19 protein-coding genes are annotated in these 20,406 nt (G+C 70.6%); 5 read left to right on the top strand and 14 right to left on the bottom strand.

From position 1 onward, the window contains the following. Positions 1-2: 2 nt before the first annotated feature. Complete coding sequence (locus ACFRMN_RS12440) at positions 3-1,202, bottom strand: cytochrome P450 (RefSeq protein WP_383017409.1); 1,200 nt, start codon at positions 1,200-1,202, stop codon at positions 3-5. Between the two features lie 196 nt (positions 1,203-1,398). Between ACFRMN_RS12440 and ACFRMN_RS12435 the strand changes: the two genes are divergently transcribed. Further along, positions 1,399-2,067: a TetR/AcrR family transcriptional regulator gene (locus ACFRMN_RS12435; protein WP_383017406.1), complete on the top strand. Its 669-nt coding sequence runs from the start codon at positions 1,399-1,401 to the stop codon at positions 2,065-2,067. A gap of 31 nt (positions 2,068-2,098) precedes the next feature. Here ACFRMN_RS12435 and ACFRMN_RS12430 read toward each other — a convergent pair whose 3' ends face one another. The 5 genes from ACFRMN_RS12430 to ACFRMN_RS12410 form a co-directional block, all read right to left on the bottom strand. Continuing rightward, on the bottom strand, positions 2,099-2,476 hold the full coding sequence (locus ACFRMN_RS12430; protein WP_249953644.1) for a toxin Doc: 378 nt from the start codon (positions 2,474-2,476) through the stop codon (positions 2,099-2,101). After that, on the bottom strand, positions 2,476-2,715 hold the full coding sequence (locus ACFRMN_RS12425) for a hypothetical protein (protein WP_249953645.1): 240 nt from the start codon (positions 2,713-2,715) through the stop codon (positions 2,476-2,478). Before ACFRMN_RS12425 ends, ACFRMN_RS12430 begins: the two co-directional genes overlap by 1 nt. 125 nt (positions 2,716-2,840) lie before the next feature. Continuing rightward, on the bottom strand, positions 2,841-3,314 hold the full coding sequence (locus tag ACFRMN_RS12420) for a hypothetical protein (protein WP_383017402.1): 474 nt from the start codon (positions 3,312-3,314) through the stop codon (positions 2,841-2,843). 123 nt (positions 3,315-3,437) lie between these two features. Next, a complete protein-coding gene (locus ACFRMN_RS12415) occupies positions 3,438-4,886 on the bottom strand; it encodes an SLC13 family permease (RefSeq protein WP_383017399.1) in 1,449 nt (482 codons plus the stop codon). A gap of 92 nt (positions 4,887-4,978) precedes the next feature. Continuing rightward, the gene (locus ACFRMN_RS12410) at positions 4,979-5,764 is read right to left on the bottom strand and encodes an IclR family transcriptional regulator (protein WP_383017396.1); all 786 of its coding nucleotides are present in this window, start codon (positions 5,762-5,764) and stop codon (positions 4,979-4,981) included. A gap of 98 nt (positions 5,765-5,862) precedes the next feature. Here ACFRMN_RS12410 and ACFRMN_RS12405 point away from each other — a divergent pair, with 98 nt between their 5' ends. Beyond that, positions 5,863-7,029, top strand: coding sequence for a pyridoxal-phosphate-dependent aminotransferase family protein (locus ACFRMN_RS12405; RefSeq protein WP_383017393.1), 1,167 nt, complete (start codon positions 5,863-5,865; stop codon positions 7,027-7,029). Positions 7,030-7,057: 28 nt separating this feature from the next. Then, positions 7,058-10,021, top strand: coding sequence for an FAD-binding and (Fe-S)-binding domain-containing protein (locus ACFRMN_RS12400; protein ID WP_383017390.1), 2,964 nt, complete (start codon positions 7,058-7,060; stop codon positions 10,019-10,021). Positions 10,022-10,096: 75 nt separating this feature from the next. On the opposite strand, the gene ACFRMN_RS12395 is transcribed toward ACFRMN_RS12400, so the two are convergent. The 6 genes from ACFRMN_RS12395 to ACFRMN_RS12370 are packed head-to-tail and all read right to left on the bottom strand — an operon-like array spanning position 10,097 to position 16,226. Further along, on the bottom strand, positions 10,097-10,954 hold the full coding sequence (locus tag ACFRMN_RS12395; protein WP_383017387.1) for a phosphogluconate dehydrogenase C-terminal domain-containing protein: 858 nt from the start codon (positions 10,952-10,954) through the stop codon (positions 10,097-10,099). Beyond that, complete coding sequence (locus tag ACFRMN_RS12390) at positions 10,954-11,754, bottom strand: sugar phosphate isomerase/epimerase family protein (protein ID WP_383017384.1); 801 nt, start codon at positions 11,752-11,754, stop codon at positions 10,954-10,956. The genes ACFRMN_RS12395 and ACFRMN_RS12390 overlap by 1 nt, the downstream gene beginning before the upstream one ends. Continuing rightward, positions 11,754-12,545, bottom strand: coding sequence for a triose-phosphate isomerase family protein (locus ACFRMN_RS12385; protein WP_383017381.1), 792 nt, complete (start codon positions 12,543-12,545; stop codon positions 11,754-11,756). The genes ACFRMN_RS12390 and ACFRMN_RS12385 overlap by 1 nt, the downstream gene beginning before the upstream one ends. After that, positions 12,545-13,069 carry a ribose-5-phosphate isomerase gene (locus tag ACFRMN_RS12380; protein ID WP_383017378.1) on the bottom strand — a complete coding sequence of 175 codons (525 nt, stop codon included), beginning with the start codon at positions 13,067-13,069 and terminating at the stop codon, positions 12,545-12,547. Before ACFRMN_RS12380 ends, ACFRMN_RS12385 begins: the two co-directional genes overlap by 1 nt. Positions 13,070-13,096: 27 nt before the next feature. Further along, a complete protein-coding gene (locus tag ACFRMN_RS12375; RefSeq protein ID WP_383017375.1) occupies positions 13,097-14,851 on the bottom strand; it encodes a dihydroxyacetone kinase family protein in 1,755 nt (584 codons plus the stop codon). Position 14,852: 1 nt separating this feature from the next. After that, positions 14,853-16,226, bottom strand: coding sequence for an MFS transporter (locus ACFRMN_RS12370; RefSeq protein WP_383017372.1), 1,374 nt, complete (start codon positions 16,224-16,226; stop codon positions 14,853-14,855). A 266-nt stretch (positions 16,227-16,492) separates the two neighbouring features. On the opposite strand from ACFRMN_RS12370, the gene ACFRMN_RS12365 reads away from it, so the two are divergent. Then, entirely contained in the window at positions 16,493-17,263 is a 771-nt protein-coding gene (locus ACFRMN_RS12365) for a FadR/GntR family transcriptional regulator (RefSeq protein ID WP_383017370.1), read from the top strand. A gap of 25 nt (positions 17,264-17,288) precedes the next feature. Here the strand turns inward: ACFRMN_RS12365 and ACFRMN_RS12360 are convergent, their stop codons facing one another. Beyond that, entirely contained in the window at positions 17,289-18,611 is a 1,323-nt protein-coding gene (locus tag ACFRMN_RS12360) for an MFS transporter (RefSeq protein WP_383017367.1), read from the bottom strand. A 95-nt stretch (positions 18,612-18,706) separates the two neighbouring features. Next, on the bottom strand, positions 18,707-20,008 hold the full coding sequence (locus ACFRMN_RS12355; RefSeq protein WP_383017364.1) for an amidohydrolase: 1,302 nt from the start codon (positions 20,006-20,008) through the stop codon (positions 18,707-18,709). A 158-nt stretch (positions 20,009-20,166) separates the two neighbouring features. On the opposite strand from ACFRMN_RS12355, the gene ACFRMN_RS12350 reads away from it, so the two are divergent. Next, a complete protein-coding gene (locus ACFRMN_RS12350; RefSeq protein ID WP_249950498.1) occupies positions 20,167-20,343 on the top strand; it encodes a thiazolylpeptide-type bacteriocin in 177 nt (58 codons plus the stop codon). Positions 20,344-20,406 lie beyond the last annotated feature (63 nt).

Below are 20,406 nucleotides of genomic sequence, written 5' to 3'. Positions count from 1 at the left end.
GGTCACCACCCGATCGGCATCGTGCGCGGGCCACGGACGATCATCTGCCGCTTCCAGACGATGTCGCCCGCCAGCCGCAGACCGGGCAGCCGGGTCAGCAGCGCGCGCAGCGCCTCCTGGAGTTCCACCCTGGCCAGTGGCGCGCCGAGACAGTGGTGGACACCATGTCCGAAGCCCAGATGCTGGTTGCCCTCGCGCTCGATGTCCAGCACGCCCGGTGAACTGAACCTGAGCGCGTCCCGGTTGGCCGCTCCCACCGCGACGAGCACCGGCTCCCCCGCGTGGACGAGCGTGCCGCCGACCTCGACGTCCTCGGTGGCGTAACGGGGGAACGCCGCGCCCGCGCCGAGCGGTACGAACCGCAGCAACTCCTCGACGGCTCCCGGGATCAGCGCGGGCTCCGCGCTCAACCGCCGCAGCTGTTCCGGGTGTTCGAGCAGCGCGTAGACGAAGTTCGGGATCTGGGTCGCCGTGGTCTCGTGGCCGGCGATCAGAATGCCGACACACAGATCGACGAGTTCCGGCTCGGAGAGCCGGTCGTCGACATCACGCGCCTCGATCAGCCCGGACATGAGATCGTCGGCGGGCTCCTCCCGGTGCCGGGCGATCAGACCGGCCATGTACGCACGCAGCTCCTCGCGCTTGGTCGTGAACTCCTCGGCGGTCAGTCCGCTGGTGGACAGCGCGGCGTCGCTCCACTCGCGGAACAGCGGGCGGTCCTCCACCGGCACACCGAGCAACTGGCAGATCACGGCGACCGGGATCGGCAGCGCGAAGTCCTCGACAAGATCCACGGGCGGCCCGGCGGCGATCAGATCGTCCACGAGCCCGTCGGCGAGCCGGCTGATGTCGGGCCGCATCTTCTCGACACGGTGGACGGTGAACGCCTTGGCCACCAGGGTGCGCAGCCGGGAGTGGTCCGGCGGGTCCATGGCGAGGATGCCGCCGTCGCGCTGCTCCGCCCACTGGCGGGGAGCGTCGTGCCGCTCCTCCTCCGCGCGGCTGAACCGGCGGTCGCCCAGCACGAGCCGGGCATCGGCGTAGCGGGTGGCGAGCCAGGCCGGCTCCCCGTACGGCAGTTTGACCTTCAGCAGCCCCGGGAGGTCACGGGCGTGGGCGTACGCCTCGGACAGCGCGATCCCGTCGGTCCGGTTGAAGGGGTAGCCGACGGGTTCGGTGGGCGCGTCCTGTATATCGGTCATCGAAGAGCCCCGATCGCGAGTCGTTGACGCGGCTCGTTCCGCGCACGGGTCGGCCCTGCGCGAGCCGCAGAATGTAAGCGCTCGATTACAAACGGTAGGAGGGGCGTCCTGTCCCGTCAACCGGGCCCTCGCGGCCGGTGGATCGGCCCGCCCCGGGCATTACCGTGTCCGGTGCACGGAGTAGGGGAGGTGCGATATGGCCCACCAGGGTCCCGAGAGACGGCGCAATGCCGCGGAGACGAGACAGGCGCTGCTCGACGCGGCCACCACTCTCTTCGCCGAGCGCGGTTTCGACAGCACCACGGTGCGGGACATCGCCGGCCTGGCCGAGGCGAACCAAGCGCTGGTCTTCCGCTACTTCGGCTCGAAGGAGGCGCTTTTCGAGGAGGTCATGGCGGGGGTGGGGCGGGAACAGCTGGCCACCACGCCCGCGGAGCACCTGCTCGCCACGGTACTGCGTGATCTCCTCGCGCCCGCCGCCGACCGGGACCCGTCCCTGGAGGCGTTCCTGCGGTCGGGGGGCAACGGCGGGGTGGTCTCGGCGGTGCGCGAGCAGCTGGGCGAGGAGTACGCACGGGTGCTGCGTACACTGACCGCCCGCCCGGACGCGGCGCTGCGCGCGGATCTCGTGCTGGCCTGGCTGCTGGGCATCGGTCTGCTGCGGGTGGTGGCACCCAAGGAACCGCTGTCGACGGCGGATTCCACCGAGGTGACCACGCTGGTGCTGGGCGCGGTGAGCACACTGCTGGAACGCGTCGACCGGGCCCCGGCACCCGCGCGGGCTCCGGTCACCGCGCCCAGACCGGCCGCCGTACCGGGCCCGTCTCCCGCTCCGGCTCCCGGGCGTCAGCCGCAGGGAACCTGAGCGGAGACCTCCCCGAAGAGGCTCGCGCGCCTCAGATGCGCCAGCCGCGGATCTGGTCCGCCGCCTGGTACACACTGGCCTTTCCCGACTGGATCGCCCGTACGAGTTCGACGAGAGCCCCGTACGGCGGATCGATCCCCTCGCCGGACGCGTGCATATACGCGGCGGCGACCTGGCAGGCGTACAGGCTGTTGCGGTACGGCAGGGGCTCCAGGCGCACCAGGGTGTGGATGAGGGCCGCCGCGCGCCAGGCCACATCGGGTTCGCTGGTCGCCGGGCGCGGGATGCGGGTCTTGTGCCGGGCCACAGCGGCGACCAGCGCCGAGTAGTCGGCCACCGAGACATCTTCCGGAACGGCCTGTTCCTGTACGTCCAGGAGCCAGGCCACGTCGATGTACAGCACCGGCATCAGGCGGCTTCCGCCCGCCTGTCGTGGCGCGCTGGTGGGACCTCGTTGGCGAAGGCCTCGTCGAACTCGCCCCGGTGCTGTTCGCCCCAGCTGACGGCGTAGCGGACGAACTGGAGACGCTGCTGCTCACGGAGGGGCAGGTCGTGAACGTACTGCTTGAGCGACTTGCCCTCGGCGGCGGCGGCGGCGCGGACCGCCTCCAGCTCGTCGTCGGTGAAGCTGATGTTGAGTGACGGCATACCCCTACGGTACCTAATTGGTACCGAACAGGGAAGCGGCGCGTTCACGGGCCCCGCGTACCGTGACCGGGGCCCACGAGAGCCCGCCACCTCACGGCGGCGGGCTCAGCGCATGGGAAGGTCGGTCAGTCGCCGGTGTTGGTGGCCCAGACGGGCTGGTTGGCGTTGTTGTAGACGACGACGTTGCCGTCGTCCTGGACGGCGAGGTACCGGCCCTTGCGCCAGGTTCCGGCGGCCCAGAGGGCCTTGCCGGCCCTGTTGTAGACGACGAGGTTGCCGTCTTCCTGCATGACGAGGCGGTCGGCGTTGGGGTAGACGTTCGGGGCCTGCCAGGCGGGACGGTTGTCCTTGTAGAGGACGACGTTGCCGTCGCTCTGGACACGCAGGATGGTACGGCCGTTGCCGGAAGTCCACGCCTGGTTCTTGCCGAGGGTGGCGGGCGGGTAGAAGTGGGAATCGCTCCGCAGGGACTCCTGGGGCCCAGCGCTCCGGACGGTGCGGCCGCTCTCCACAGCGTCAGCGGCGGGAACGGCGGCCAGGATGGGCAGGGCCGCGAGGGCGAGCGCGGGAAGGCCGCGCCACACGAGGTTCTTGATCACAACACCGGATTAAGGCAGTGCGCGGGTGCCCGCGACAGCCCCGCGTCCACGAACTCACCCGTATGGTCCAGCGAATTCATCGACGAAACGACACTGCGCACACCGACCGCGTCCCCGGCGTCCTCAGAACCAGCCCGGGACGACGAACACACCCCAGGTCACGAGGGGCACTGCCACGGCCATGGCGAGGCCCCACACCATGAGACCGCGGAAGACCGTGTCCCGGCGCTCCTCGGGTGAGTTGGCGACCACCAGGGCGCCGCTGGTCGAGAACGGCGAGGAGTCCACCACCGAGGCCGAGATCGCCAGCGCGACGATCAGCCCGACCGTGCCGACCTCACCGCCCAGCAGGAAGGGGACCGCCAGCGGGATCAGCGCGCCCAGGATGCCCGTGGTGGAGGCGAAGGCGGAGACGACCGCCCCGATGAGACAGATGAGCAGGGCTCCCAGCAGCGGGGTACGGACCGAGGCGACACCCTCGCCGAGGTAGTCGATGGTGCCGATCCGCTCCATCAGGCTGACGAACGTGACGATGCCGCAGACGAGCAGGACCGTCGACCACGCGCACTTGTCCACCGCCCCCTTCGCCGACTCCGGTGAGACGAGGGAGAGGACGACGGTCACGGTGAGGGCCATCAGCCCGACATTGAGGTCGAAGAAGAGGGATCCGACGACCAGGCTGAGCAGACCGAGGAGGGTGAGCACACGGGCGCGGTCGAGGGTGAGCGGTGGTTCCTCGACGGTGGCCCGGCCGTCGGGGACCGCGACAGCCAGGCCGCCGCCGCCCGCCGGCGCCACCGCCGTGGCCGCCGCCGAGGACCCGGAGGTTCCGGAGGGCCCCGAGGACGTGGAGGACAATGCCGCGGTGACCGTCCGGCCGCCGCCGTCACCGGCCACGCCGCCCCCGCCGGCGCCGTCGCGCGCCTCCCCGGCCGGAGCGCCCGGACCGGCCACCGTCTCCCGCCGTCCCAGCAGTGTGCGACCACCGAACAGGAAGAACACGATGAGGCTGAGCGCGACATTGAAGAGGAAGGAGCAGAGGAACAACAGCGCGGGATTTCCGGGCAGGTCGTTCCGTGACATCACTCCGTTGGTGATGCTGCCGAACACACTGATGGGTGAGAAGCCTCCCGCACTGGCGCCGTTGATGATGAACAGGCCCATCAGAAGCGGATTGATCCGGTAGCGCTTCGCGAATCCCAGGCCGATCGGCGCGACGAGCGCGACGGCCGCCGGGACCACCGCGCCGACGGCGGTCAGTACGGCGGTGACCAGGAACATGATCCACGGGATGAGCGCGATCCGGCCACGCACCACTCTCATGGACCCGTGGACGAGCCAGGCCACCGTGCCATTATTCTTCGCGATCGCGAAGAGAAAGGTCACACCGACCAGCACCACGAATAGATCCCCGGGGAATCCCGCGAAAATGTCATCCGCGGTTTCGTGCACGAATACGGTTCCCACCACAAACGCGACCACGATGGCCAGTGCGCCCATATGCACCGAGAATACGGTTGCGACCGTGAAGATCAATACGAGACCGATGATGGAGATGACGTGATCTGACACAAGGCTTCCTCGCCTTCAGTCCGGCTCCAATTTTTCCGCAATACGGAATCCCGATTCCGCAGTCGGAAGTATGGAAGCGGCGCCAGAAGGCGTCAAGAGCCGTGCTCTGACGAACCGTCACCTCCCCTCGGGGTACGCACTCCCCCCAGCGCGGAGCCGACCGCCGCCGCGGCCTCCCGCACCAAGAGACCGTAGGCGGACCGGTCTTCGCTGGTCAGACGGCTGGTCGGGACATTGACACTGATGCTCGCGACGGGCTGCCCCGAGCCGCCGATGACGGCCGCCGCGACCGCCGAGACATCCGTGCGCCATTCGCCGCCGTTCGTCGCGTAACCGCGCTCCCGGATCTCGGCCAGCTCGGCGCGCAGCGCCTCCGGATCGGTGATCGTGGTGGCGGTGAAGCCGGACAGTCCCTCGGCGAGCTGCCGGTCGACGACCTCGGCGGTACTCGCCGCCAGCACGGCCTTGCCGTTGGCCGAGGCGTGCAGCGGCAGATTCTGACCCAACGACAGGATGATGCGCACCGGCTGGGCCGTCTCCAGCCGTTCGATGAGCACGACCTTGCCGCCCTCGGGCACCGCCAGATGGACCGTCTCGTCGGTACGGCGGCGCAGGTCCTCCATCACCGGTACGGCGACATCACGCAGCCCCAGTTCGCCGGTGGCATGCCGGCCCACATGCAGCGCCTTGGTGGTGACCACCCACCGAGTGGGGGCGCCGCCCGCCGGGCGGATCCACCCCGCGGTGTGCAGGGTGACCAGCGCGCGCTGGACGGAACTCTTCGGGAGTTCCATCGCCCGCGCCAGGTCCGCGACCCCGACCGGCTGACGCGCGGCCACCTCCTCCAGCGCCCTGAGCGCGTTGAGGACGTTCTGCATCCATTGACTCCTTCCACAAGCGAACCCTATGCTCCGCCGTGCCACCACACGATACGCCGTGCCGTCTCACGGCACAACCCTTGAGGGGAGCCGCTCGCATGACCTCCCGTACCGGCCGCCACTTCCTCCAGATCCCGGGCCCGACAAACGTCCCCGACCAGGTGCTCCGCGCCATGTCGGCGCCCACGATCGATCACCGCGGCCCCGAGTTCGCGGCCCTGACCCTGCGTCTGCTCGACGCGATCAAGCCGGTGTTCGGCGCCGAGGGCCCGGTCGTCATCTATCCCGCCTCCGGTACCGGCGCCTGGGAAGCCGCGCTGGTCAACACCCTGAGCCCGGGCGACCGGGTGCTCTGTTTCGAGACCGGCCACTTCGCCACGCTGTGGCGGGACATGGCCCTGAGCCTCGGTCTGGAGGTGGAATTCGTGCCGGGCGACTGGCGCCATGGCACCGACCCGGAAACCGTGGCCCAGCGGCTGGCGGCCGACCTCACACACACGATCAAGGCGGTCTGTGTCGTCCACAACGAGACCTCGACCGGCGTGACCAGCCGTGTCGCCGAGATCCGGCAGGCGATCGACGCCTCGGGGCACCCGGCGCTGCTGCTCGTCGACACGATCTCCTCGCTCGGCTCGATCGACTACCGCCATGACGAATGGGGCGTCGATGTCACGGTCGCGGGATCACAGAAGGGGCTCATGCTGCCCCCGGGCCTCAGCTTCAACGCCGTCAGCCACAAGGCGCTCGCCGCCTCGCGCACGGCCCGGCTGACCAAGTCCTTCTGGGACTGGGGGCCCGTCATCGAGGCCAACCGGCGCGGCTTCTTCCCGTACACCCCGGCGACCAACCTCCTCTACGCCCTGGAGGAGGCGCTTCGTATGCTCGCCGACGAGGGGCTGGACGCGGTCTTCGCCCGGCACGCCCGGCACGCCGAGGCGACCCGGGCCGCCGTCCTGGGCTGGGGACTTGAGGTGCTCTGCGCCGACGAACGTGAGTACTCGGGGTCACTGACCGCGGTGCTGCTGCCCACCGGCCAGGACGCCGACAAGGTGCGCGAGATCATTCTCGACCGGTTCGACATGTCCCTCGGCGCGGGCCTCGGCAAGCTCAGCGGCCGGGTCTTCCGGATCGGGCATCTGGGCCACTTCAACGACCTCACCCTGGCCGGGACGCTCGCCGGGGTGCAGATGGGCCTCGAACTCGCCGGCGTACCCATCAGTCCGCGCGGTCTGGGAGACGCCCTCGACGTGCTGCGTTCCCGCTGACGGTCCGAACCATGTGGAGCGAGTGAACATGACAATGACCAATTCGGACGCCCCCGCGATCGGCGGTAAGGCGGCGGAGGACCTGGCACACCGTCTCCGGCGGGAGCTCGACGGTGATGTGGGGTTCGACGACTACACCCGGCATCTGTTCTCGCGGGACGCGAGCATGTACGCGATCACCCCGGTGGGTGTGGTCTTCCCCCGCCACACCGACGATGTGCGGGCGGCGGTGGCGGCGGCCGGGGAGTACGGCGTACCGCTGGTGCCGCGCGGGGCCGGGACCAGTCTGGCCGGCCAGACCGTGGGACCGGGGCTCGTCCTGGACCTGTCGCGGTACATGAACCGCGTCCTGGAGGTCGACGCCGGCCGCCGCACGGCGCTCGTCCAGACCGGGGTCGTCCAGGACCAGCTGAACCGGGCGGCGGCGCCGCTGGGCCTGATGTTCGGGCCTGACACCTCCACCAGCAACCGGGCCACCGTCGGGGGGATGATCGGCAACAACTCGGCGGGCAGCGGCTCACTGCGCTACGGCATGACCATCGACCATGTCCGGGAGCTCGATGTCGTCCTCTCCGACGCAAGCCGGGCGCTGCTGGCGCCGGTCGACGAGGCGGAGCGCGCGCGCCGGGCCGCGCAGCCCACACTGGAGGGAAGCCTCTACAAGCGGCTGCCGGAGATCGTGCGCGCCAACTCCGCTGCCATCGCGGAGGGTTTCCCGGAGTTCTGGCGCCGGGCGTGCGGCTACCGGCTGGACCGGATGGCGCGCCCGGACACCCCGTTCGACCTGGCCAAGTTCGTCGTGGGCTCGGAAGGCACGCTCGTCATCGCCACCGAGGCGCTGGTCGATCTCGTACCCAAGCCGCGCCACACCATGATCGCTGTCGGCCACTTCACCAGCACGGCCGCCGCCATCGAGGCCACCGAGGACGCCCTGGCCTGCGACCCGGCCGCGGTGGAGCTGATGGACCGTACGATCCTGGACCTGTCCCGGCAGAAGATCGAGTACGCCTCGCTGAGCACCATCCTCGAAGGCGATCCCGACGCGCTGCTCTTCGTCAGTTTCACTGGGGACGACAAGCGGGAACTGCTCGCCGGCATGGAGCGGCTGACCAAGCTCTGGGCCCGGCACGGCCACGGCTATCACACCCTCCAGGCCATCACCCCGGACCAGCGGTCCTCCCTGCTGAAGGTCCGTAAGTCCAGCCTCGGTCTGCTGATGGCGGCCGGTGAGGGCACGCGCCGGCCGCTGGCCTTCGTGGAGGACACGGCCGTCGATCCGGTCCATCTCCCCCAGTACACCAAGCGTTTCAAGGAGGTGCTCGACCGGCACGGGCTGACGGCCGGCTTCTACGGTCACTGCTCGGTCGGCTGTCTGCATATCCGGCCGTTCGTGGATCTGACCGACCCGGGACAGGTCGACACCATGCGCGCGGTGGCGGAGGAGATCAAGGACCTGGTCACGGAGTACGGCGGCGTCAACTCCAGCGAGCACGGCGACGGTCTGGCCAGGAGCGAGTTCAACCGGGAGATCTTCGGCGAGCGGCTGTACGAGGCGATGCGCCAGGTCAAGCAGGTCTTCGACCCGGACAACCGGATGAACCCGGGCAAGATCGTGGACGCGCCCTCGATGACGGACAACCTCCGCGACCGGGCGCTGCCCCCCGCCGAGCCGCTGCGCACCCGCCTCTCCTTCGAGGTGGTGGGCGGTATGCGGGGCGCCGCGGACCGGTGCATGAACATCGGGCTGTGCCGCAAGAGCGGTACGGGCGCCATGTGCCCCTCGTACATGGCCACCCGCAATGAGGAGGACTCCACCCGCGGCCGGGCCAACGCCCTGGTCAAGGCGCTCTCCGAACCCGATCCCGGTAAGGCGCTCGGGGACGAGCGGCTGCACGAGATCCTTGATCTGTGCCTCATGTGCAAGGCGTGCAAGAGCGAGTGCCCGCTCGGGGTAGACATGGCCACGCTCAAGGCCGAGTCGCTGTCGCACCATCACGATCTGCACGGGGTACCGCTGCGCTCACGGATCTTCGGTTCGATCCGGCTGCTGAACCGGCTCGGTTCCGTGGCGGCGCCGCTGTCCAATCTGCCGGGGCGGCTGCGTCCGCTGCGGCTGCTGCTGGACCGCCGGCTGGGCATCGCGCCCGAGCGCCCGCTGCCGGTGTTCGTACGGCGCAATCTGGTGCGCTGGTTCCGTAAGCGCGCGCGGGGCGCCGCATCGGGCCGTGCGGCGGCCACGCAGGGGACGCTCACGTTCCTCGCCGACTCCTTCACCACCTTCACCGAGCCGGACATCGGCCGCTCCGCGATCGAGCTGCTGGAGCTGGCGGGCTGGCAGGTCCGGCTGGAGAGCCGGGGCTGCTGCGGCCGGTCCAGTCTGTCCAAGGGGCTGGTCGACGACGCCAAGGACAAGGCGTTCGCGCTCGCCCATCTGCTCACCGAGACAACGGAGCCCGGCTCACCGATCGTGGGCTGCGAGCCGTCCTGTCTGATGACGCTGCGCGACGAGCACAAGGCTCTGCTGCCGAACGACTCGGCCGTCAAGGACATCTCGGGGCGGGTGCGCCAGGTGGAGGAGCTGCTGGTCGAGGCGGTGGACGCCGGCCGGCTGCGGCTGCGTGAGGACTCCTGGCTCGCCGGACGCAGACTGCTCTACCACGGGCACTGCCACCAGAAGGCGGAGGTCGGCACCGCCGCGACGATGAGTCTGCTCAACCGTATCCCGGGGGTGCGGGTATCCGAACTGGACGCCGGATGCTGCGGGATGGCGGGGTCCTTCGGCTTCGAGTCCGAGCACTACGAGGTGTCCATGACCGTCGGCCAGGACCGGCTCCTCCCCGCTGTCGAGGCCGAGCCGCCGGAGACGGTGGTGGTGGCGACGGGGGTCTCCTGCCGACAGCAGATCTTCCACGGCACGCGCCGCGACGCGTGGCATCCCGTACAACTGCTGCGGGAGGCGGTGGAACTCCCCGGTTCGTCCTCCGGACGCTGAGGCCGGCGGGCGCCGGCGGCCTCCCCGGTGGGCGTGCCGGGGAGGCCGGGAGACCGCTGACGGGACAGCCTCAGGTCAGCGCTTGATCTCCTTGATCCGCAGCATGCGCGTGATGACCTTGTCCAGCTCGTCGTCCTCGAAGACCTTCTTCCAGTCGTCCTTGACGATCGACTCGCGGCCGTAGTCCATGGCGATCAGACAGGCGTCGGAGAACGGGTTGTCGCCCTTGAGGGTGTTGGCCAGCGCCACCTGGGTGTGGCCGAGGAGCATCGCGCGGGCGGCCTTCTCGGGCACACCGACGGTGTGGACGGTCTCGTGCAGCGCCTCGGTGAGCAGCGCGCCGACCATGCAGGCGATGGTCTCGACCAGGGTCGGTTCCAGGACGGCGAGCTGCTTGACCGTCACCCAGTGCACCTCCACGACCGGCGCGTACATGGTGCGGATCACGGACTCGGCCAGCTCCTGGACGGCCGGGTCGGGGCCCTCGAAGGAGGCGACGACCTCCTGCGGCGCGGCGATACCGCCGAAGGTGTCCGCGTACTCCTCCTTGGTGGTGCGCTCCAGGAAGACGGAGGGGTGGCAGGGGTGGGCGACGGCGTTGTGCACCTCGTCGCGTCGGGTGAGCAGACCCGCGTAGGCCGCGGCCGGGTCGAGGGTGAGCAGCACGGACCCGGGCTTCATCAGCGGGACAAGCTGCTCGGAGACGACGCCGAGTACGACGTCCGGCACGGCCAGGATGAGCACGTCCGCCCGTGCGGCCGCCTCGGCGGAGTCGGTCAGTTCACGGCCGAGGCCGCGGATCAGCTCCTGGCCCTGCGGTGAGTTCTCGGCGAACAGCACCCGGAAGTCGCTCTTGACGAGGTTGTCGGAGACGCGCCGGCCCATCTTTCCGGCGGCACCGATGACGGCGACGGTCTTGTTCTCGATGGCCATTACTCGCTCCTCTGAAGTGTGCTGATGCAGTGCCGGGTCCACCGGTCCTCGATCCGGGCAGTGGTCTCGAATCCGTCGTCCTGCCACGGAAGCCAGTGCTCCACGATCTGATTGATCCCCCGCTGATCCGGCCGTACGGTCGCGGTCATGTGGGCGTAGTCGAGCTGTCCCTCACCCAGCGGACAGCCCGCGTAGGTGAAGCCGACCCAGCCGTCCCGCCGGGTGAAGGCGAAGTCCTTGACATGGATGTTGACGACATGGGGAGCCGTCGCCTCGACCACATCCCGGGGATGTTCCAGCCGTGCCACGCAGTTGCCCGGATCGAGCACGACACCCAGGTGGGGGTCGTCGACCGCGCGGATGACGGTGAGGAGGTCGTCGGTGGAGACCTGCTCGTAGGTCTCCAGGCCGAGCGTGACGCCCCGGTCCGCGTACGCGGGGACGCTCGCGCGCAGCAGCGCGGTCGCCTCGGCGGTGTCCGGCCGGTGGTCGGTGGTGTTCATCATCGAGCGGACGAGCGTGACGTCCAGCGCGTCCGCCAGTTCGAGATAGCGCGTGAGATGGTCCCGCCCGATGCCGCGGGTGCCGAGTTCCAGGGTGATGCCCAGATCCTCGGCGGTGGCGCGGATGTCGGCGAGCCGGGCGTCATCAAAGGTCTCGATCAGTGGGTAGTCACAGATCTGGAAGACATCGCCGCCCAGTTCACGGGTGTTGACGAGCATCCGCTCGACGGTGAGCGGCTTCGGCGCGCGGGACGAGACGCGCCAGAAGTACGCGTAGGTGCTGAGTCCGTACGCCATCAGATGCCCGCCTTCGCCTTCGCGGTGCGGTCGCTCATCTCGTCGAGGATCCGCGCGACGGTGTCCGGATCGTGGGCGAAACGGCCGAGGAACAGTCCGTCGACGCCCTCGCCGAGGCTGCCGAGGAGTCCGGGGCCGGCGCTTCCGCCGTAGATCACCCGGCTGCCCGCGTAGCCGGGACGCGCCGCCAGCCAGGAGGTCAGGGCGGCGCAGACGGTGGTGATGTGTTCCGGGGAGGCGGGCCGCGGTGCGCCGATCGCCCACTGCGGTTCATAGGCGACGACGACTTCGCCGCCGTCGCCGCCGTCGTACTGGGCGGTGGCCAGGATCCGCTCCAGCTCGGCGACGGTACGGTCGGCCGCCTCGACGGGGCCGGCCGGGTCCAGTTCACCGACGCAGAGCACGGGCGTGAGGCGGTTGCGCAGGGCGGCGGCTGTCTTGGCCGCGACGACGGTGTCGCCCTCGCCGAAGAGCCGGCGGCGTTCGGCGTGGCCGACCTCCGCGTAGGAGCAGCCGATCTCCCTGAGGTACGGGCCGGAGACCTCGCCGGTGAAGGGGCCCCGGTCGTCGGTGGCGAGATCCTGAGCGCCGACGCGGACGCCCGTACCGGCGAGGAGGAAGCGGAGCGGGACGATCGCCGGGAACGCGGGCAGCACGAACACCTCGGTGCGGCCCTCGGTGACGGCCGGGTGCCGGGCGGCGATGTCGCCGATGCGGCGGGCCCAGTTGAGGGTTTCGTGATGTCCGAAGTACATCTTCAGACTCACCCCGAGCAGGGTGGTGGCGGACATCAGGCGGCGGCTTCCTCGTCGGTCCCGGAGCCGGTCCCGGTCCCGGTCGCGGAGCCGGTCGCGTCGTCGGTCTCGTAGTCCTTCATCAGCTGGACCTTGGCCGCGGAGGCGGAGGACTCGTCGAAGCGGTATGTCAGCCACTCGCCGGCCAGCCGGCGGGCCAGCTCCAGACCGACGACGCGCTGGCCGAAGGTGAGGACCTGCGCGTTGTTGGAGAGGACCGCGCGCTCGACGGAGAAGGAGTCATGGGCGGTGACGGCGCGGATGCCCTTGACCTTGTTGGCGGCGATCGCCACCCCGAGGCCGGTGCCGCAGACGAGCAGCGCGCGGTCCGCCTCGCCGCGCGCGACCAGTTCGGCGGCGGCGATGGCGATCGTCGGGTACGCGGTGTGCCCGTCGGCGTCCACACCGACATCGGTGACGGTGGCGACCAGTTCGCTCCGCTGAAGGTCCTTCTTCAGTGCTTCCTTGTAGTCGAGGCCGGCGTCGTCCGAGCCGACGACGATCCGCAGCTTGTCGCTCATGGGGTGTTGCTCCTCGGTGGGTGATGGTCAGTGCGTGGCGAGTACGCCGTGCACGGCGCGGACGATCAGGGCAAGGGAGTGGGCGCCGGCGTCCGGGGTCCCCAGGGACCGTTCGGCGTGGGGCCTGGCCCGTCCGACACGGGGTACGAGACCGGCGGTGGCCTTCGCCGCGTCTTCGGCGGCGGTCGCGGCGCGGTCCCAGGCCTCGTCGAGCGCCGCGCCGTCGGCGACGGCACCGGCGAGGACGTCGGCGAACGGTACGAGGACGTCGACCATCGTCTTGTCGCCGACCTCGGCGCCGCCGAGCCGGCGTACCGCGGCGGACGCCTCGGACACGCCGTGCGCCACGGTCCCGGCGGTGGGCGCTTCGGTGTCACCCAGCGCGCCGCCGACCGCGTGGAGCAGTACGCCCCACAGGGCGCCGGACGTGCCGCCGGCCCTGTCCGCCCAGGCGTCGGCGGCGGCGCCGAGCGCCGTACCCGCGCCCGCCCCGGCCCCGGCGGCGCGGACGGCCGCCGCGTGGGCGGCCCCGGAGCCGCGGCGCATCCCGATGCCGTGGTCGCCGTCACCGGCGACGGCGTCGATACGGCCCAGCTCCTCGGCGTGCGTGTCCACCGTGTCTCTGACGGCCCGCAGCGCGGCGACGGCTGTGGCGGCGGCGGCACGGGAGACCTCGGTGGCGGCGGGAGCGCTCTCGCCCGGCTCGTCGGTCCGTATCTCCTGGATCTCCCGGATCTCCCGGATCTCCTGGGCGGATCCCGCGACGGGTGCGGTGACCTCGCCCTTGCGGTAGGCCGGGGTGTCGGCGCCGGCCGTCCACAGCGGTTCGAGTTCGTCGTCCAGCCAGCACAGGGTGAGCGAGACGCCCGCCATGTCGAAGCTGGTCACCAGCTCGCCGACCTCGGGGTCGACCACCTCGACACCGGCGTCGGCCAGGAGCTGGGCCACCCGCCGGTAGACGACGAACAGTTCCTCGTACTTGACGGTGCCGAGCCCGTTGAGGATGACGGCCGCGCGCTCGCCGTACGGCTCCGTTACGCCCTCGGGCAGTTCGTCGAGCAGCGCGGAGACCAGCAGTTCGGCGGCGCCGTCGGCGCTGGGCACCTCGCGCTCGCCGATGCCCGGCTCGCCGTGGATCCCGAGTCCGACCGCCATCCTGCCCTCGTCGACCGTGAACAGGGGGTGGTCGGCGCCGGGGAGCGTACAGCCGCTGAAGGCGATCCCGAAGGAACGGGTACGGGCGTTGGCGTGCCGGGCGGCGGCGACCACCCCGGCCAGATCGCGGCCCTGTTCGGCCGCCGCCGCCGCGGCCTTGAACACGGGGAGGTCACCGGCGATGCCGCGCCGCTTGTCCTGGTCGGCCCGGTCCGCGCTGGAGATGTCGTCGGTGACGGAGACACAGCGGGTCTCGATGCCCGCCGCGTTCAGCTGCCCGGCGGCCTGACCGAAGTGCAGGACGTCGCCGGCGTAGTTGCCGAACATCAGCAGCACTCCGCCCCCGGCGTGGGCGTGCTCCGCGACGGTACGGATCTGCCGCGCGGACGGCGAGGCGAAGACATTGCCGACCGCGGCGCCGTGCGCCAGCCCCGGGCCCACCAGCCCGGAGAACGCCGGGTAGTGGCCCGAGCCGCCGCCGATCACAACGGCGACCTGGCCCCGGGGGGCCGGTGCGCTCCGTACGACCCCGCCGGACACGGGCCGTACCCAGCGGCGGTGGGCCGCGACGAAGCCTTCAAGCGCCTCGTCGGCGAAGGCGGCGGGAGCGTTGAACAGGCGGGTCATGTCAGTGCACCTCAAGAAGCGGCTGGTCCGCGGGGTGGGAGGGGCCGGCGGGCCGGCGTCGGGAGAGGGTGACCATCAGGGCGGCGGACAGCAGCATGAAGCCGCCCACGACGAACATGGAGAGGGTGTAGCCGCCGCTGAAGTCCTTCAGCCAGCCCGTGACATAGCCGGCGGCGAAGCCCGCGATATTGCCCGCCGTGTTGATGAGGGCGATGCCCGCCGCCGCTGCCGCGCCGGTGAGGAAGCGGGAGGGGATCGACCAGAAGACCGGCAGCGCCGCGAAGATCGCGCAGGCCGTCACGGTGATCACGGAGATGGTCGCGGCCGGGGAGCCCATGTAGAGCGCGAGCGGGATGGAGATCGCGCCGACGACGGCCGGGCCCGCCACATGCCAGGTGCGGGTTCCGTGCCGGGTGGCGTGCCGGGACCAGAAGAAGAGGACGACGGCGGCCGGCAGATACGGGATGGCGGTGATCAGCGCCTTGTCCATCACGCTGAACGACGTACCGAAGCTCTCCTGGAACCCCTCGATGATCGTCGGCAGGAAGAAGGCGAGCGCGTACAGGCCGTAGATGAAGCCGAAGTAGACCATCGCGAGGACCCAGACCCGGCCGCTGCGGAAGGCCTCCTTCAGAGCCTCACGGCCGTGGCCGTGCTCCGGACTCCCGGTCTTGGTGGCGTTCTCCGCGGCGAGCTCGCCGGTCAGCCACTCCTTCTCCGCGGTGGACAGCCACCTGGCGTCGGCGGGGCGGTCGATCAGATAGAACCAGGCGACGACGCCGAGCAGGATCGCGGGGATCGACACGAACAGGAACATCACGCGCCAGCCCTCAAGACCGAACAGACCGTGGTGGCCGATCAGCCAGCCGGCCAGCGGGGCGCCGATCACGGTGGTGAGCGGCTGCGCGAGATAGAAGAGCGCGAGCACCTTCGTACGGTGCCGGGTGGGCACCCACTGGCTCAGGAAGAGGATCGCCCCGGGGAAGAACCCGGCCTCCGCGACTCCGAGCAGGAAGCGCAGGGCGTACAGCTGGTCGCTGTTCTGCACCCAGGTGAAGAGGAGGGAGACGATGCCCCAGGTCACCATGATCCTGGCCAGCCAGCGGCGGGCACCGAAACGGTGGAGCGCCATGTTGCTGGGGACTTCGAGAACGATGTAGCCGATGAAGAAGACACCGGAGGCGAATCCGAACTGCGCCGCGGTGAGGGCCAGATCCGTCCCCATCCCGTTCGGCTCCGCGAACGAGACAGCGGTGCGGTCCAGATAGTTCACGAAGAACATCAGGGCCACGAAGGGGACGAGCCGGATCGAGACCTTCTTGATCGCTGATCTCTCCACGGCGGATGGCGCGGACGGCAAGGCGGTGGCACCCATGGCGACTCCTCGGCTGCGCCGGACAGCTCTGTCCGGACTCGGGGCACAGTCGGCAGCGATCGTGACTGAAACAGGGCGTGGCACCCGCCCGACCGACTGATGTGTCTTCAACGTAACCCCCGGAAGAAAATTGGTCACCAATTGACCAATGTGGCGAGGGTCACTTTTCGAGTGACCTGCGTCTCTCTTGACAAAGCCGTTCACGACGCGCGGGGAGGTTCCTTGCGGACACCCGTGAGCAGCGGGAATACCCGTCTGGTGTACTGGTGACCGTGACCAGTCAGCCCGATAAGCAACCGTCCGGTTCACCGGATCTCGCCCAGCTGCTGCGCCCGGTGGTGCGCGAGTCCTCGGTCAGCGAGGTCGCCAAGCGGCTTCTCGACCATCTGTCCGCGGGTGACATCAAGCCCGGTACCCGGCTGCCCGCGGAGCGCCAGCTCGCCGAGGCGCTGGGGGTCGCGCGCTCCAGCGTGCGCGGCGCGCTCTCGGCGCTCGATGTGCTCGGCATCATCGAGATCCGGCCCGGCTCGGGCTCGTATGTACGCGAGGGAACCTCGGAGTTCCTGCCGCGCGCCATCAACTGGGGCCTGATGCTGGGGCAACGGCGTACCCAGGACCTGGTGGAGGTACGCACGCACATGGAAGGCGTGTCGGCGCGGCTGGCGGCGGAGCGCGCCACCGAGGAGGATGTGGCGCGGCTCGAAGAGCATCTTCAGCGGATGCGGGACGCGGGTACGGATGTCGCGGCGTTCATCGACGCCGATATCGCCTTCCATCTGGAGACGGCGAACATCGCGCGCAACTCGGTGCTCAGCGACATCCTGCACAGCATCCGCGCGCTGCTCCAGGTGTGGATGGAGCGGGTCAGCGATCTGGAGGGGACCGTCAGCGGCACGCTCTGCGAGCACGACGCCGTGATGGAGGCCATCCGCGCCCACGACCCCGACGCGGCGAACGACGCGATGGCGGAGCACATGCGTATGGCCAACGCGCGACTGCGGGAGTCCATCGACGCGGACGAGCAGCCGGCCGGCTGACCGCCGACCGCCCGTGCCCGGCGGCTCAATCCCCGGGTGTGGCGGCGCCCTTGGGGGACCGGGCGGGCAGGTCGCGACGGCCGCGTACGGGTGAGCCGAGCAGGAGGAGTCCGGCCAGCGGGACGGCCGTGGTGAGGATCCACAGCGCGGGCCGGGCACCGAGCACGGAGCCGAGGGCCCCGCCGAGCAGCGCGCCCAGCGGCAGCGTGCCGTAGTTGAGGAACGACGAACTGGCGGAGACCCTGCCGAGCAGTTCGGGCGGGCAGTAGCGCTGCCGGAAGCCCGCCACGACGACATTCACCGCGACCACACCGGCGGAGACACAGAAGCCGCCGACCGCGAAGAACAGCACGCCCGCGCCCGGGGACGAGAGCGCAATGAGCGGCGCGAGGGCGGACGGCCCGAGCGCGAAGAGGAGTACGGCGCGTGCCGTGCCGATCCGGGTGGCGATCCGCCGGGACACGAACGCCCCCGCCACACCACCGGCGTTGGCGACGGCGATCAGCCCGCCGACCGCGCCCGAGGACAGCTGGACGTCCTTGACCAGGAAGACGACCAGGAGGGACTGGTAACCCATCAGGGCGAGATTGGAGGCGGCGCCGTACAGCGACAGCGCACGGAACCACGGATCGCGGGCGACGAGCCGCAGCCCCTCCCTCATCTCCCCCAGCAGCGCGCCCGCCGGGCGGCGCTCCTTCGCGACGGGCGGCTCGCGGTGGCGGATGGCGAGCAGACAGACCAGGCTGACCGCGAAGGTCCCCGCGTTGGCCAGCAACCCGCCGACCGCGCCCACCAGTTGGACGAGCAGTCCGCCGCCGCCCTGCCCCGCGATCATCGCGGCCGACGCGCTGCCGTGCAGGGTGGCGTTGCCCTCCTGGAGGTCCCCGGGTTCGAGGATGGCGGGGAGGAAGACGGTGTACGCGGTCTGGAAGAAGACCGCGGCGACACCCGTGAGCAGGGTGACGGTGAGCAGCCAGCCGAGATTGAGCCGGCCGGTCCAGTGGGCGAGCGGAACGCTGAGGAACAGGACGAGCGAGACGGCGGCGGACGCCAGCATGACCGGTCGGCGTGGCAGCCGGTCCACCCAGGCGCCCGCCGGGAGTCCGATGATCAGCCAGGGCAGCCAGGCCGCGGCGCTGAGCAGGCTGACCGCGAACGCGCCCGCGTCCATGGTGGAGACGGCGGCGAGCGGCATCGCGACTCCGGTGACGGCCGCGCCGAACTTGCCCGCGACCTCACCGCTCCACAGCAGCCTGAAGTCACGATGACGGCGGAGCAGTCCGCCGCTCCGGGGCGCGGATGCGGGCGCCGGGGCGCGCGGGCTCAACTGGGCAGGCGTGTCAGGCATGTCGGCCACTCTATGTTGCAGAGAATCCTCTGCATAGAGTTCTCGGCCTATTAGGCAGAGAATACTCTGCATGTTGATCCGGAGTGTCCGGCGGCTCAATCCCCGGGTGTGGCGGCGCCCTTCAGCCAGCACAGCGCCGCCGCCGTCATCGCCGTGATCCCGGCGGGCAGCGCGGTACGGACGTCCGGGGCGAACTCCGGCGAGTGGTTGGGCGGGAGAGCCGCGAGTTTCTCCTCGGCCGATCCGGGGGTCCGCGCCCAGGTCCGCGGGCCCACCGCGCCGAACATCCAGTAGGCGAGCGGAATCCCCGCCATTCCGTGCACGGACACCCCCGCGTCCCCGTACAGCGGGAAGTCCTCGCTCGCCATGGCCGGCGGCCAGGGCGCCACCCGTTCACGGCCGTAGAGCCGCAGATGGGCCTCGCGTACGAGCTCCGTGGCCCCGGGGTCGGGATGGGTCACCGGGGAGCGGGAGACGACCGTGATCTCCGGGTCGCGGGGGCAGCCGGACGCGGCGCACTCCGCCCGTACGATCCGTTCCACCGAGGCCGCCATCCGGTCGAGCGCCCGCTCCGACATGGCGCGGACGGTGATGCCGAGCGTCGCCCGGTCGGGGACGAGATTGCCGCCGGATCCGGAGTGGAAGGAACCGACGTTCAGCACGGCGGGGTCGGTCGGGGCGGACTCGCGCGACACCACGCTCTGGAGGCGCAGGACCGCCGCCGCCGCGGTGACCACCGGATCCACCGCCAGGTGCGGGGTGCCCGCATGGCCGGCCCGGCCGTGGATGACGGCCTCGAAGCCGACGCTTCCGGCGAGCATCGGACCGTATCCATGGGCGACCATGCCGCCGGGCAGCGGGGCGGAGTGCTGCGCCAGGACCACGTCGGGCCGGCCGAAGCGCTCGTACAGCCCGTCCGCCAGCATGGCCCGCGCCCCCGCGAGGGTCTCCTCCGCGGGCTGGCCGACGATCACGACCGTGCCACGCCACCGGTCCCTGGCGCGGGCCAGCAGGGATGCCGCGCCCGCCGCCGCCGCCAGGTGCAGATCGTGGCCGCAGGCGTGCATGGCCGGGCCCTCGCTCGCGTACGGCAGCCCGGTCCGCTCCTCGACCGGCAGCGCGTCCAGTTCCGCGCGGATCAGCACGCGCGGTCCGTCCCCGTTGCGCAGGACGCCGACGACGCCGTGGCCGCCGACCCCGCCCGTCACCTCGTAGCCCGCTTCCGTCAGCCACTCCCCCAGCCGGGCGGCCGTGCGCCGTTCCTCACCGGAGAGCTCGGGATGGCGGTGCAGGTCCAGATAGAAGGCGACCGCCGGACGGAGAATCCGCCGCACCCCGTCCAGGACGGGGGTGTTCTCACCGGGGTACTCGACGGGTACATGGTTCACCCGGCCCATCGTGCGGCACGGGCACGGCGGGTGACCTACAGACCGCTGACACGACCGGTCAGTGGAAGACCTGCCGATGTGGAAGTGGGGTCGGCTGGAATACCTGTGGCACGACAAGGGACCGCCGGGGAAAGCCCGGTGGCCCGGCCTCCCTTTCAGGAGTCACCATGGCTGACAAGACCCTCCTCGCCTCCCTCGCCGACGAGATCATGGAGCTGGAGTCGGAGACCTTCGAGATCTCGGACTACTCGGACGCCAGCGAGGTCGTGCTCGCGGGCTCCACCAGCTGCAGCTCGACGTCGACCTGCTCCTCCACCACCAGCACCACCTCCTGCAGCGCCTGATCCTCCGCGCTCCGCACGACGGGCGGGCGGCACCCGCGACCTTCCTCGCAGGTGCCGCCCGCT

The organism is Streptomyces sp. NPDC056835, from assembly GCF_042789485.1.
Lineage (GTDB): Bacteria > Actinomycetota > Actinomycetes > Streptomycetales > Streptomycetaceae > Streptomyces.
This window is presented reverse-complemented; position numbering and strand designations above follow the sequence as displayed.

What these genes read in the sequence shown, in the direction of transcription:
- ACFRMN_RS12440 (WP_383017409.1), bottom strand. Translation starts at nt 1,202, where the DNA reads ATGACCGATATACAGGACGCGCCCACCGAACCCGTCGGCTACCCCTTC.
- ACFRMN_RS12435 (WP_383017406.1), top strand. Translation starts at nt 1,399, where the DNA reads ATGGCCCACCAGGGTCCCGAGAGACGGCGCAATGCCGCGGAGACGAGA.
- ACFRMN_RS12430 (WP_249953644.1), bottom strand. Translation starts at nt 2,476, where the DNA reads ATGCCGGTGCTGTACATCGACGTGGCCTGGCTCCTGGACGTACAGGAA.
- ACFRMN_RS12425 (WP_249953645.1), bottom strand. Translation starts at nt 2,715, where the DNA reads ATGCCGTCACTCAACATCAGCTTCACCGACGACGAGCTGGAGGCGGTC.
- ACFRMN_RS12410 (WP_383017396.1), bottom strand. Translation starts at nt 5,764, where the DNA reads ATGCAGAACGTCCTCAACGCGCTCAGGGCGCTGGAGGAGGTGGCCGCG.
- ACFRMN_RS12405 (WP_383017393.1), top strand. Translation starts at nt 5,863, where the DNA reads ATGACCTCCCGTACCGGCCGCCACTTCCTCCAGATCCCGGGCCCGACA.
- ACFRMN_RS12400 (WP_383017390.1), top strand. Translation starts at nt 7,058, where the DNA reads ATGACAATGACCAATTCGGACGCCCCCGCGATCGGCGGTAAGGCGGCG.
- ACFRMN_RS12395 (WP_383017387.1), bottom strand. Translation starts at nt 10,954, where the DNA reads ATGGCCATCGAGAACAAGACCGTCGCCGTCATCGGTGCCGCCGGAAAG.
- ACFRMN_RS12390 (WP_383017384.1), bottom strand. Translation starts at nt 11,754, where the DNA reads ATGGCGTACGGACTCAGCACCTACGCGTACTTCTGGCGCGTCTCGTCC.
- ACFRMN_RS12385 (WP_383017381.1), bottom strand. Translation starts at nt 12,545, where the DNA reads ATGTCCGCCACCACCCTGCTCGGGGTGAGTCTGAAGATGTACTTCGGA.
- ACFRMN_RS12380 (WP_383017378.1), bottom strand. Translation starts at nt 13,069, where the DNA reads ATGAGCGACAAGCTGCGGATCGTCGTCGGCTCGGACGACGCCGGCCTC.
- ACFRMN_RS12375 (WP_383017375.1), bottom strand. Translation starts at nt 14,851, where the DNA reads ATGACCCGCCTGTTCAACGCTCCCGCCGCCTTCGCCGACGAGGCGCTT.
- ACFRMN_RS12370 (WP_383017372.1), bottom strand. Translation starts at nt 16,226, where the DNA reads ATGGGTGCCACCGCCTTGCCGTCCGCGCCATCCGCCGTGGAGAGATCA.
- ACFRMN_RS12360 (WP_383017367.1), bottom strand. Translation starts at nt 18,611, where the DNA reads ATGCCTGACACGCCTGCCCAGTTGAGCCCGCGCGCCCCGGCGCCCGCA.
- ACFRMN_RS12355 (WP_383017364.1), bottom strand. Translation starts at nt 20,008, where the DNA reads ATGGGCCGGGTGAACCATGTACCCGTCGAGTACCCCGGTGAGAACACC.
- ACFRMN_RS12350 (WP_249950498.1), top strand. Translation starts at nt 20,167, where the DNA reads ATGGCTGACAAGACCCTCCTCGCCTCCCTCGCCGACGAGATCATGGAG.